This window comes from Hoyosella rhizosphaerae, assembly GCF_014643175.1.
Taxonomy (GTDB): Bacteria; Actinomycetota; Actinomycetes; order Mycobacteriales; family Mycobacteriaceae; genus Lolliginicoccus; species Lolliginicoccus rhizosphaerae.
In genome coordinates this window covers 379,683-392,813 of the sequence record NZ_BMJH01000002.1, presented here as the reverse complement: position 1 = coordinate 392,813, position 13,131 = coordinate 379,683, and the positions used below count along the sequence as shown (strand labels likewise).

The 13,131-nt window shown below is 57.1% G+C and carries 10 protein-coding genes; 5 read left to right on the top strand and 5 right to left on the bottom strand.

What is annotated here, in order from left to right:
- Positions 1–2 precede the first annotated feature (2 nt).
- Positions 3–797, bottom strand: a complete 795-nt coding sequence (locus tag IEW73_RS09990) for an adenylate/guanylate cyclase domain-containing protein (RefSeq protein WP_188675046.1) — start codon at positions 795–797, stop codon at positions 3–5.
- A 61-nt stretch (positions 798–858) separates the two neighbouring features.
- Entirely contained in the window at positions 859–2,142 is a 1,284-nt protein-coding gene (locus IEW73_RS09985; protein ID WP_206050395.1) for an aspartate aminotransferase family protein, read from the bottom strand.
- 43 nt (positions 2,143–2,185) lie between these two features.
- Between IEW73_RS09985 and IEW73_RS09980 the strand changes: the two genes are divergently transcribed.
- Positions 2,186–3,649 carry an NAD-dependent succinate-semialdehyde dehydrogenase gene (locus tag IEW73_RS09980; RefSeq protein ID WP_188674037.1) on the top strand — a complete coding sequence of 488 codons (1,464 nt, stop codon included), beginning with the start codon at positions 2,186–2,188 and terminating at the stop codon, positions 3,647–3,649.
- A gap of 62 nt (positions 3,650–3,711) precedes the next feature.
- Here IEW73_RS09980 and IEW73_RS09975 read toward each other — a convergent pair whose 3' ends face one another.
- On the bottom strand, positions 3,712–3,984 hold the full coding sequence (locus IEW73_RS09975; RefSeq protein WP_188674034.1) for a hypothetical protein: 273 nt from the start codon (positions 3,982–3,984) through the stop codon (positions 3,712–3,714).
- A 24-nt stretch (positions 3,985–4,008) separates the two neighbouring features.
- Positions 4,009–5,340, bottom strand: coding sequence for a fatty acid desaturase family protein (locus IEW73_RS09970; RefSeq protein ID WP_229675907.1), 1,332 nt, complete (start codon positions 5,338–5,340; stop codon positions 4,009–4,011).
- Between the two features lie 278 nt (positions 5,341–5,618).
- Between IEW73_RS09970 and IEW73_RS09965 the strand changes: the two genes are divergently transcribed.
- Genes IEW73_RS09965 through IEW73_RS09950 form a run of 4 tightly spaced genes read left to right on the top strand, consistent with a single transcriptional unit; the run spans position 5,619 to position 11,694 of the window.
- The gene (locus IEW73_RS09965) at positions 5,619–6,539 is read left to right on the top strand and encodes an ABC transporter substrate-binding protein (protein WP_229675906.1); all 921 of its coding nucleotides are present in this window, start codon (positions 5,619–5,621) and stop codon (positions 6,537–6,539) included.
- A gap of 47 nt (positions 6,540–6,586) precedes the next feature.
- A complete protein-coding gene (locus IEW73_RS09960) occupies positions 6,587–8,845 on the top strand; it encodes a response regulator (RefSeq protein WP_188674031.1) in 2,259 nt (752 codons plus the stop codon).
- 15 nt (positions 8,846–8,860) lie between these two features.
- Positions 8,861–10,492 carry a sensor histidine kinase gene (locus IEW73_RS09955; protein WP_188674026.1) on the top strand — a complete coding sequence of 544 codons (1,632 nt, stop codon included), beginning with the start codon at positions 8,861–8,863 and terminating at the stop codon, positions 10,490–10,492.
- The gene (locus IEW73_RS09950; RefSeq protein ID WP_188674023.1) at positions 10,489–11,694 is read left to right on the top strand and encodes an acyltransferase family protein; all 1,206 of its coding nucleotides are present in this window, start codon (positions 10,489–10,491) and stop codon (positions 11,692–11,694) included. The genes IEW73_RS09955 and IEW73_RS09950 overlap by 4 nt, the downstream gene beginning before the upstream one ends.
- Here the strand turns inward: IEW73_RS09950 and IEW73_RS09945 are convergent.
- Positions 11,671–13,110: a glycoside hydrolase family 30 protein gene (locus IEW73_RS09945; RefSeq protein ID WP_188674020.1), complete on the bottom strand. Its 1,440-nt coding sequence runs from the start codon at positions 13,108–13,110 to the stop codon at positions 11,671–11,673. The genes IEW73_RS09950 and IEW73_RS09945 overlap by 24 nt on opposite strands.
- Between the last annotated feature and the right edge of the window lie 21 nt (positions 13,111–13,131).

The following is a 13,131-nucleotide window of genomic DNA, read 5'->3' as shown; positions in this document are numbered from 1 at the left end:
GTTCAGGTTCGTGCCTGCACTCGATAGAGCGTGTGGGTGCCATCAAAACCTTTGAGTTCCACCTGACGTTCCTCGACAACGTCGACGGGCAGTTCCGGGCTAAGGTGTCGCCGCACTGGTTCTGAAATCAGTGTTTCGGCGCCTTTGGCTTGGCTTTCCACGCGCGCGGCCATTGCTACGTTTCGGCCAAACAGGTCGTCACCGCGACGCACCGAACTGCCCGAGTGGATACCAATCCGTACCCTCAACTCATTGCGCGCCGCCCAGCTCGACGAGTGAAGTGCTTCTTGCACCTCAAGTGCACATAGGACAGCGTCATCAGAGCTGCCAAATGCGATCATAAAACCATCGCCCTGGCTCTTAATCACGTGCCCGTTGTGGGCGTCGACAGTTTTACGGACGAGGTTGTCGTGCTTTGTCAGCAACTTCACCCACGCCTGATCGCCGAGGTGCTCGTTAAGCGTCGTTGACCCCTCTATATCCGAGAACAAGATCGTGACACGTCCGTCGACCGTTAATCGCGCGAGGTCAGGCCGCTCAACCTGCGCCCACCCCGCAAGGTCTTCCACCGACGTTCGGACAGCAGCGCCAATACCGCGCGTGCGCACCACATTGGCGGTATTCCACACAGTCTTCACCGCATCACGGCTCCCAGAAAGGAATAGTTTCGCCGCGCGGTTCTTGTTTTCGCGTCGTAGCGCAGCGACCTTCTTCGAACTGCGCACTAGCAGCACAACCAGCACTGCGATGATGAGGCCTTCGGCCAGTGCGACCGCTATCCATATGTCATCGCCCATGCCACCATCTAAACCGAATACGCTCTCCCGTGTCACCAAATCCGATGTCACCGAACGGGGGCTAGATCTCGGCGAGCACTTCCTTCCATATTCCCAATCCGTCGTGAATCTGCTGCTCGGTAACAACGAGCGGCGGAATCATCCGAACGGTGTTCATATAGGCGCCACACATGAGCAGAAGCAGACCTTTGCTCGCGGCGAGTTTCTGCGCAGCAGCGGCTTTTGCGCCATCTGGTTGTCCATCGGCGTTGACGAACTCGCTTCCCACGAGCAGGCCGAGGCCGCGGGTGTCCCCTATTACGTCCGTCGCAAGTGCTCGCACACCATCAAGGAGTTGGTGGCCGCGCACGCGAGCATTCTCGACCAAGTCTTCATCCCGAATCACATCTAGAGTGGCGCAGGCCGCTGCACAGGCGACTGCGTTACCGCCGTAGGTTCCGCCTTGGGACCCGGGCCAAGCCTTGGACATAAGCTCTTCCGACGCGGCGATACCTGAGATGGGGAATCCGCTGGCGATGCCTTTAGCCAGAGTGACGACGTCGGGTGTGATCCCGAAGTGTTGGTGTCCGAAGTACTTGCCTGTGCGGCCGAAGCCGGTTTGGATTTCGTCTGCGATGAGGATGATTCCATGCTTGTCAGCTCGTTCGCGCAGCCCCTGCATGAAGGTGGTGTTGGCCGGTATGTAGCCGCCTTCGCCGAGGACTGGTTCGATGATGAACGCGGCGGTTTCGTTCGGTGCGCTAATCGTGGCGAAGAGGTAATCGAGTTCGCGGAGCGCAAATGCGGTTGCTTCTTCCTCTGACCATCCCCATCGGTAGGCGGTGGGGAAAGGCGCGACGTGGACGCCCGCCATGAGGGGGCTGAACCCTGCACTAAAGCGGGTTCCAGACGTTGTCATTGATGCTGCGGCGACTGTGCGGCCGTGGAATCCGCCGTGGAAGACGATGATGTTGGGGCGGCCTGTTGCTTGGCGCGCAAGGCGGAGTGCCGCTTCGACGGCTTCGCTGCCTGAGTTGGCGAAAAACACTGAATCTAGACCTGGCGGGAGAACGTCACCGAGTTTTTCGATGAGTTCGATCATGGGCTTGTGCATGACCGTGGTGTACTGGCCGTGGATGAGTGAGCCGACTTGTTTTTGTGCGGCTTCGACGACGCGTGGATGGCAGTGTCCGGTGCTGGTCACTCCGATCCCTGCGGTGAAGTCGAGGTACCGGCGGCCGTCGGTGCCGTAGAGGTAGCTTCCTTGCCCGTACTCCACGGTGACGGGTGTGGCCTGCTTGAGTAGTGGGGATAGCCGAGTCACAGTCAGGCTCCATCCTATTGTCGGATTGTTGACAATAGGCATACCATGACCGAGGAACAGCAGGCAATGCCTACAAGGAGATGCGATGGCCACCACAGCCCAAGAAGAGCGCGATGCAATCGCGTCAGTTCCCACAGGACTCTTCATCGGCGGCAAGTTTGTCACCACCGAACGCACCATGGCGGTGACTGATCCGTCGACGGGAGAAACCCTCTGCCACGTCGCGGACGCCAACCCTGATGAAGCCATGGCAGCACTCGATGCCGCCGCACAAGCGCAACCAAGTTTCGCCAAAATTCCCCCACGCGAACGCAGCGAAATGCTCCGGCGAGCGTACGAACTCCTCATGGCAGAACAAGACCGACTCGCCCTCATCATGACGCTAGAAATGGGCAAACCACTCGCTGAAGCCAAAGGCGAAGTCGCCTACGCCGCAGAGTTCTTCCGCTGGTTTGCCGAAGAAGCCGTCCGCATCGACGGTGGCTACATGACAGCCCCAGCCGGCGGATCGCGCTTCATCGTGCGCCGCGAACCCGTTGGCCCGTCCATTCTGATCACCCCGTGGAACTTCCCCATGGCAATGGGTACCCGAAAAATAGGACCAGCCATCGCCGCTGGCTGCACCTCTATCATCAAACCTGCTGAGGCCACCCCCCTATCGATGCTCGCCCTCGCTGACATTCTTCAACGAGCCGGAGTACCCGACGGCGTCGTCAATGTCGTCCTTACGTCGCAGCCGTCAAAGGTAATCCCGCCGCTCACCTACGACACCCGAAGCCGCAAGCTCTCGTTCACCGGGTCAACCCAGGTCGGCAAGATTCTTCTCGAACAATGCTCGAAGACGGTCATGCGAACCTCGATGGAACTTGGCGGCAACGCACCGTTCATTGTGTTTGACGACGCCAACATCGACGAAGCCGTCGCCGGGGCAATCGCCGCCAAGATGCGCAACATCGGCCAAGCGTGCACAGCCGCCAACCGCATATATGTGCAGCGTGGGGTCGCCGAAGAATTTTCCACCAAGCTCACCGAGAAAATGTCCGAGTACACAGTGGGCCGCGGAGTCGATGAGGGCCTTGTCGTCGGCCCTCTGATCGAACAATCAGCGATAGACAAAGTAACTAGTCTCGTCGCCGACGCGACAAAGCGAGGGGCCCGCATAGCGTTAGGCGGCACCGCGGTAGACCGACCAGGCTTCTTCTTCCCCGCCACCGTCATTACCGACGTGCCCGACGACGCAGAAATGGCTCACACCGAGATCTTCGGCCCGGTAGCCGCCATCAGCGTTTTCGATACTGAAGAGGAAGTAGTCGACCGCGCCAACGACACCCCATACGGGCTGGTCGCATATGTGTTCACCGAAGATCTACGCCGCGGACTACGAGTGTGTGAAGCAATCGAATCCGGCATGGTTGGACTCAACCAAGGGATCGTGTCCAACCCAGCCGCACCATTTGGTGGCGTCAAAGAATCAGGACTCGGTCGAGAAGGTGGGCTCACCGGAATTGATGAGTTCCTCGAAATAAAGTACATCGGTGTGAAGATGTAGAAATCTCGCTTGCCCGTGCTGGGTAGCACGCATCGTCTACGTCGCTATCCAGCACACCGGGACTAGTCGTCGTCTGACGCTTCGAGTTCGTAGCGGTCGTCCGAGAATCGGTCAGACCACCCAACCTGGCGTCGGTCATCATCACGCTGGCCGTCTTCATCGGCCTTCTTCGCAGCTTCAACCATCTCAAAACCGTCGGTGACCCAGTCGCCAATCTCACGCGCAACACCGGCGACGGCCCCCGTGATAATGACCGTGATACGTCCAACGTGCGTAGCCGCTGACTCCACAAGCTGCTGCACTACGTCCTTGTTGCGTTCGATTTTGCCGACCATGTGGGCCTCCTCACAAAGGCGCGACTAAGACGGTCTACGCGCTCCCCTGTCTACGATAACAGTGCGGAACGCCTCTGGCTTGACCCACGACGGCGGCAAACCGAGCTTCACAATCCGCACCCAGGCAGACAACAGCTGGCTGGACAGCCGACCCGTGTTGTACGGCAATCCGTACTTCTCGCAGAGCGCCTGCACTTCCACGGAGATTTCGGGCAACCTCCATGCCGGAATGTCAGGGAACAAGTGGTGTTCTACCTGATGCCCGGTATGTCCCGACAAAATGTGGAATAGCCGAGACCCAGTGAAGTTCGCTGAGCCCAAGATTTGACGCAAGTACCACTCGCCGCGAGTCTCACCTTCGATGTCTTTATCGCTGAAGGTTTGTGATCCGGCTGGAAAGTGCCCGCAAAACACGAGGTTGCCCACCCAGAGGTTTCGAATGATGTTCGCAGTGGCATTGCCCGCAAAGGTAAGCGGAAAAAGCGGCCCCGAAAGCGCTGGGAAAAAGACGTAGTCCTTGATCGCTTGAGGGGCTATTTTTGCCCACCAATGCTGAACGACCTTCTTCACCTTGGCCTTAGTGTCACCACCAACGACGCTGTGGTCGAGTTCGAGGACGTGCAACGCAGTGAGCCATTCGAACCAGACAACAATCAACGTGCCGAGCACTGGGTTGAGGAGGAAAAACGGATGCCACGGACGGTCTTCGTCCATGCGCATGACACCAAACCCGATATCCCGGTCCTGGTCCGCAACATTCGTGAAAGTGTGGTGGCGGTAGTTGTGGGAGTACCGCCACAGGTCCGATTGCACCGCCATGTCCCATTCGAAGACACGCGAATTGAAGCCTCGCTCGTGCATGAAGTCGTACTGGCCATGCATCACGTTGTGGCCAATTTCGAGGTTGTCGATAATTTTCGACATCGCTAGCGCGCCGACGGCTGCAAGCCATACCGGCGGAATGAAACTCAAGTAGAACAGTCCACGTCCGGCGACCTCCAAAGCACGTTGCGTTCGCAATACCGAGTAAATGTACTGGCGGTCACGATCGCCCAAATCGGCTAGGTGGCGAAACCTAATTTCGTCGAGCGCACGTCCAAACTCTTCGACTTGATCGAGCGTTAGGCGAATTGGCTCATTTTCGGACGTTTCCGAAATCGGAGGGTAGTCAGTTATCTTAGTGGCCTGCGCAGAAAAAAGAACTTTATCCGCGAATGGGATTTTTACGACAACATTATTAACGGAACTAACAACTGCCCCAGATCGCGCAAATGCACTTGCCGCATGTCGTTTCACCCCTTGAAACGGCAGTGCCACCATCTGTTCGCCTCCCCAAAATTCTACGCGGCTAACCACGCGATCAACTCTGATCAATGCGGTTGACATTATCCGAATACCCGAGAATTCAGCACCGCGCTATGAAGAAGGTCACCATTCTTCAGATCAGTTGCCGTCACCACATACCCGCACCCGTGCGGTAAATTAACACTAGCTGCGACTAAACGAACGATCCGACATGTTGACCCAGGCGTTACGAAATAGACGCTGACGCGCACTGTTGGTTGTTTAGCGCCGCGCTGGCGTTGGTTCATAATGGAACCAACACTGTTGCCGCCACTAGGAAAACGTGACTGATGCCACACAAAATGCTGGGATATGCGCTTGTCGGCCCGTTCATGGCCGCAGCGCTTGTGGCGACTGGCTGCAACTCTTCTGCCCCGGACTCTCCGGCAGAGCCAGATCCCCTGCCCCCACCAGGGTCTTTGCGGCTTCCTAACGCAACCCCGGAAGGCATCCCACCACGGTGCGGCCCCGGCGGTGGACGCACTCTCGAAGACGCACAACTCACCATCGCAGTTGACGATCCGGCCTTCGCTCCGTGGATCATCGACAATGACCCCACTACCGGCGAAGGGTTTGAGGGCGCAGTGGCACATGCTGTCGCTACGACCTTGGGCTACGACTCTGGGTCAACGACCTTCGTCCGCGTCCCCTTCTCTGACGCACTCGCCAGCGGGCCAAAGGACTTTGATTTCGCGATAAATCAGTTCAGCATCATCGGCCCTAGGCGCGATTTTGTTGACTTCTCATCGCCGTATTACGCGGTGGCACAAGCAGTTGTTGCGTTAGAAGGAACGGCCGCCGCCTCAGCGGAGAATCTCGAGGACCTAGAAGATTTACAGATAGGCGCATACGCCGATTCGACAAGCTTGTACTCCGCGACGCATTCGATCAAACCTACGCGTGCCCCTATTGGATTCGCGACCCATGGCGAGGCGCTCAACGCCCTCGCTCTCGGCGAAATTGATGCTGTTGTTGCCGACCTCCCCACGGCTGTCAGAATGGCTGAGGAACAACTTGGTGGCGGAATTGTTGTTGGTAAGTTTCCGGCCCCGAATGAAGTGACGGAGTTTTTCGGCCTTGTGCTCGAAAAGGACAGCGAGTTCACTGAATGCGCCAGTCTTGCGCTCGAACACCTACATAATGACGGAGTACTTGAAGAACTCGCTGACGAGTGGTTGGTCGGCAGTGACGTTATACCCGTACTGAGGTAAGCGCCACATAAAAGGCATAGCCATTTCCAACCGGCTAGCGTAGTGCCGTGAACGGCGCACAAACTGATCTACCAACTGTTCTTGTCGTCGATGACGAAGTACGGATCCGCAAGGCAATCCGGGTTGGCTTAACTAAAGCAGGAATGCACGTCATCGAATCAAGTGACGGTATTGAAGCCCTCGAACGTCTCACAGGTACAAGGCCCGATGTCATCGTGTCCGACTTGATGATGCCCCGCCTCGACGGCCTTGAACTGCTGAAAAGCATCCGCGCCGATCCCGACCTCGCTCCAATTCCGGTCCTCATGCTGACAGCTAAGGCCGAAATTTCAGATCGCGTCGAGGGCCTTCGACACGGAGCCGACGATTACATTGCCAAGCCATTTGCGATCGAAGAACTCGTTGCTCGCGTCAAGGGCAAGTTAGAGCGCCCCCCGGTGCCGGTCGCTGATCTCCCTGGCCGCACCCACAGAAGGATTCTCAGCAACCCCCAGTTTCGCGATGAACTCGATCGCGAACTTTTCCGTGTCAGCGCATCTCGACGTACCGGCATCGTCGCTGAACTCGATATCCATGAGTCTGCAGCCATAGTCGAGCGGCTAGGCCCTGCTTACGCTGCACAACTATGGACCGCGTTGAGTGATCGATTTACGGAAATCGCTGAGCCCCTCGACCTGGTCGGCAGGTCGCGCTTCGGCGGAATGAACATACTTCTACCTGAAACGTCACCAGAAGCCGGGCGCAAGCGTCTACAAAACCTCAGCCGCGCCGTCAATAGCTCGCCGTTCGAAATCGGCGGCGAAACAATCCACGTCACCCCCGTTATTGGCTACACCCCCCTCGCGGACACGTCAGCCGAACTTGTTGAACGCGCACATATAGCTCGCGAACAGTCCCGACTGCTGCTCGACCTCGAACCCCTCGAGTGGGACGCACGAATGCACGCCCCGGCCCCCACCAAAGAAAAGGGCATGTCGTGGCTACGCCCACTTGTCACGCCGTTCGAACTCGTTGCGGTGTTCCTTATCGCGTTCGTCCTGCCCCTGATCGCCTACGTGGCCTTTGATAGATACGTCATCAACATTGTTCCGGCCATGTACATCCTGGTCGTTGTCGCACTGCTCGGCACCGCAATCTTCATCTGGATCGAAGGACTCCTCGCAATGCGAGAGGAGGATCCGCCGCCGTGGGATGGCCCATATCCGCCTGCCGCCGCAATCATTGCTGCGTTTTTGCCCAATGAGGCCGCGACGATTGTGGACACCGTTCACGCATTTTTGCGAGTTGACTATCCAGGCGATCTTGAAGTTGTCCTCGCGTACAACACCCCGGCGGAGTTGCCTGTGGAGGCGGCACTCCGCGAGCTAGCGCGCGAAAACCCCCGGCTCACCCTGCTCAACGTGCCCGACAGCACATCTAAAGCGCAGAATGTTAATTTCGCGGTAAGCCGTACCCGCTCCGACATGGTGGGCATCTTCGATGCGGATCACCACCCCGATCCGATCAGCTTCACGCGAGCATGGCAGTGGATCGCAGCAGGTAACGACATTGTTCAAGGGCATTGTTTAGTACGCAACGGCGATGCCTCATGGGTTGCCCGCACGGTTGCCGTCGAGTTTGAAACGATCTACGCAGTGGCCCACCCTGGGCGGGCTCGGATGCACGATTTCGGCATCTTCGGTGGTTCCAATGGCTACTGGCGCGGAGAGGTACTACGCAATACGCGGATGCACGGCTTCATGCTCACAGAGGACATCGATTCGTCGATCCGGTCAGTTACCGCTGGGCGAAAGATCGTCAATGATCCACTGATCATTTCGCGTGAACTTGCACCCGTAACCCTCAAAAGCTTGTGGAATCAGCGCCTGCGCTGGGCACAGGGATGGTTTGAGGTGACACTCGAACACGCAATCTCAGCGATCCGGTCTCGGAACACCTCAGTACGCCAGAAGCTCGGTATTTTCCATTTGTTGGTGTGGCGCGAAATCTATCCCTGGTTAGCACTCCAGGTGTTCCCCATTCTGGCGTTCATGATGTGGAAGGCGGGCGGTGCCGGCGAACTTGATTACTTAATCCCCATTTTCATTCTGACAACGATCTTTACGGTCGCAACTGGTCCAGCGGTAACGATCATTACGTACCTACTTTCGCACCCGGATATTCGCCAAAACAAGCGGTGGTTTCTTTGGTACGCACTCGTTTCGATCGCCTACGTTAATTTCCGAAATGCAATCGCGATGGTCTCCCAGCTACGCCACATACGCGGCGATGTCCAATGGCGAGTGACACCACGGGATGCGGCTTAACAGGGGGTGGCAACGATGGAACAACTAAATTCAGTTGATGAAGCACAACGGCTCGCTGAGGTCGCACGACTTGGTCTTGGCACGAGCGAGAAGGACTCGCGTTTTGACCCCGTCACGCGTCTAGCAAGTCGGATCTTTGACTATGACTTCGCAGCAATAGGCATCATCACCGCGAATGGCGTTCGCGTCGCATCAGCACAAGGGGCTGACCTCGACTACGTCGATCATGACTCGTCAATCACATCGTTGATAGTTCGTGCCAACACGATTGTTACCAGCACCGATGCGCGCAATGACCCCCGGTTCGCCGACATGGAGCACGTGCTTCATCATGATGTGCGCGCGCTCATCGGTGCGCCGATCCGCTCGCGTCGAGGCATCACTATTGGAGCATTGGTGGTCGCAGACACCGCCCCGCACGTCGCTTCCACACGCGACTCCTTGCTTCTCAGCGACCTCATCGACATTTTGGACAATTCGATATCCGCGATCGATGCAGAAGTGACCCACCATGTTCTAGTTGAAACTCGAACACTTGAGACGACGATTCTTGACTCCATCAGCGATGCACTGTTAGTGGTCAATTCGAGTGGCGCAGTAATTCAATCTAATGGGGCAGCCGACAAACTTATCGGAACACACTTATATGGAAAGCCCATCTCGGACATCTTAACGGAAGACCTCAGAAATTCACTTGCACGACAAATAGTCCAAAAACGCACAATCTCGGAGTTTTCCTATCGCGGAAGTGGAAAGGTCATCCAAGATAGCGGGAAAAAGATTCCAGTCGAATTGTCCGCCACTGGGTACCCCCACGGATCATCCCACCAGATGGTGCTAACACTGCGAGACATCACCGACCGAATGAGAGCTGAACAGGCCGCCGAAGCTGCACTGCTCGCCCACCGATCAGCACACGCGGATCTCCTACGAACAAACGCGCAACAAACTGGACTGGTCTCCGTCATTAGCCACGAATTTCGCACTGCACTCACGGGCATGCTCGCATTCAGCGAGCTCATTCGAGACAACGACTTGACCGTGGAGGAAGTGAAAGACTTCGCCAACGATATCCACACCGACGCGCAACGCCTCAGCCGGATGTGCAACGAAATCCTCAACGCAAGCACCCTCGAGGCGACCAAGGCACCGCTTGCCGCTGCAGAAATCGACCTGGCGAACCTCGTCCGAATGATCGTTTCTCGTCGACAGCGCGCGCACACCAACTACACGTTCCACATTGCCGGACCCACCCACATCACCATCACCGCAGACGCCGACAAACTAACTCAGGCGCTCGACAACCTTCTCGACAACGCGATTAAGTACTCCCCGCCCCGGAGTGCGATCACATTAACCCTTGAGTCTTCAGACATCGACGCCACCATTGCGGTGACTGACCAAGGGTTCGGATTAGACGACTCAGATCAAAAGCTAGTGTTCGAACGCTATTGGAGATCTGAAAAAAACACCGACCGCGGTATTAATGGCACCGGCCTAGGACTCGCCATCGTGCGCACCATCGTCGAACTTCACCACGGCACCATCAGCGTACGAAGCGCCCCACGAAAAGGCACCACATTTACGATTCGCCTTCCGCGATGCAACGACAAGGCGCTCGCACCTCCACAGGCTGCGGCCCGATGAGCGCGGCCACCCGATTTGCCGAACTCGAAAGCTACCGTGGCATCGCAGCCCTGAGTGTTGTCATCTTTCACGCTTACCAAACATCCCGCATCACCAACGCCTACGTTTACGAAGATCAATTCTTCCTCGATGCAACCCTGCGGGCGCTCAACCACGGCGTCGCATTCTTCTTCGTGCTGTCGGGATTCCTCATCTTCCTACCGTTCGCCAAAGCAGCCCTGGACCAAACCACCACGCCGTCACCGCGTGGGTTCCTGATCCGCCGCGCCATCCGGATTATCCCGCTGTACTACATCGCCATCATCGTGGTGTGGACGACGCGATACTGGCCCAGCACTGAAGCGTGGCGTGACCTGCTGCAACACCTCACCTTCACCCATGTCTTCGACAATCAGCGCATCTTTTACACGATCGGGCCCGCGTGGTCACTGGCCATCGAAGTGATGTTCTACGTATTTGTGCTCGTCGCCGGAAGCGCGGTGTGCGCCTGGTGCGCCCGCGTCGCCACGCCTTCTGCACGGAGCACGATTGTCGTCGGGGTAATTCTGAGCCTCATTGCAGCCAGTGTGCTGTTTAAAACCTGGGCATACTTCGTAGCGGGCATCCCGACCAGCAATTATGTTGTCTACTTCAGTTTCCCTGCGAAACTCGACCAGTTTGCGCTCGGCATGCTTCTCGCCGTCCTTTACCTTCACAACCGAATTCACCCTATGTTCGGCACCAAAACCGCTGTTGTTGTGGGATCTTCCGGCGTCGCCGCAATCATCGCGACATACCTGTATGCAGCTACAACACCTGAAGCGCAAGTATTCGAATCGAGCGTCATCGCGATTGGGTTCGTGCTGTTAATGTCCGCGACAGTGCTCGGGCCACGCGGATCACGACTCGAACGAACCCTCGCCACACCGACCCTGATGTGGCTAGGGCTCATCTCCTACAGCGTCTACATTTGGCACGAACCCCTGATGCTCGCGATGAGTGACTGGCGTTGGATCAACTTCCAGTCCAGTGCAACATGGCCGCTAGCAACAGCGCTCCTCTTGGTACTCACAATGCTTGTCGGCGGGGTGAGCTACTGGGTGATCGAGCGCTCAGCCCTCAACATCGCAGGACTATTCACCCGCGAGGGGCGACTGAAGGACCCATACCGGGCTGAGCGGTATGGGCTGACACCCACATCACCACACAATCGTCGCGACTGAGTTTCCCTCAATGTCCGCCTGCATTGTCACCGCACCGTCGGTGACGGAATAGCGCTGCGACCGACCTGATGGGTTCATCAACAAAACCACGCGACTGCCATCTGGATTTTCGAAGGCGACATTGCGCAACGAGTTCGAACCAGTTCCGCTGTTAGACCCGAGACGGACCGCCCCTGGCTTCACAAACTTGCTCGCATGCCCCAAGACATAATATTCAGCGTTGAGTGAGTAAGTACCATCCGCAACCTCAACAACCCCGCGGCAACGGTCGTCGCAATACCCTTGGTGTGGCCCGCCCTCAGCATCCAGAGCGAGGTTCCACAAGGTGGTGCCCTCACTGCCGTTGCGTGAACTTTCGACGATCAGATTCTGAAACTGCCACAGCAGCGTGTGCAAAAATGTGTCCGACGACCGCACTCCGGTGCATTCCGTCACCATCACGCGTTTTCCAGCTGCAATGACCTGGGTCTGAGCCGATGGGTCGCCGTGATAGCAGTGGAAGGCGGCGCCCACTACCCTTTCGACGTCGGCAGTTTTGTTGAGCACATCGGCGGCGTACCACGCGTCTGACCAGTTGTGATCAAACACCAAAATTTCCGTATCGAGATTGGCGTCGCTGAACGCAGAATCCAGTTCGCGAACGAATTCAGCCTGCTGTTCGGTACCCATCTGCATCGACGGGTACTTTGGATTCGCGAAAAGCGGTTCGTTACCTGGAGTTACCATCTGAACGGCTACACCGCGTTCCCGATATTGCTCCACAAACCGAACAAAGTACTGAGCATATTCGGACATCGACTCAGGGTTTAGGGCACCGCCTCGGAGGTCGCCGCTGCTCTTCATCCAGGCCGGAGCGCTCCACGGTGTTCCCATCACACGGAGCCCAGGATTTTCACTTAATGCTTCACGAATGAGCGGCAAAATACCGAGTTGCTCATCGATATCAACTGAAAATCCGTGATCATCCGCATCGGGGTCCAACTCGTCCTGATACGTGTACAAGTCACCAGGAGCGTTGAAATCTGACGCGCCCATTGGCTGACGCAGGTAGTTCAAACCAATCCCAGTGTTGGGGTTGAACAGTTCTGACATCAACTCTGCTCGTGCCTCCGCAGACAGGGACGCGATATTGAATGCAGACGCACCTGTTATCGAAGCACCGAAACCTGTGATCACCTGATGTCGGCTCGTGGGATTCACCGTAATCACATTCGGACCCGACGCCTTGCGCGACGTGAGCGGCACCGATGCGACCTGCTGCAACGTCACCGAACGATCGCCTGTCGTGAGCCACACCTGCGCCTCAGCGCCCTGCGCGCGTACAGGAGCAGACTGACCAGAAACAGTTAGGGCCGCAACCGTCGTCAATGACAACGCCACAACCACACCCGCCCTGATAGCTGACCGAACCAGCATGGCACTCCTCCACATCTCACG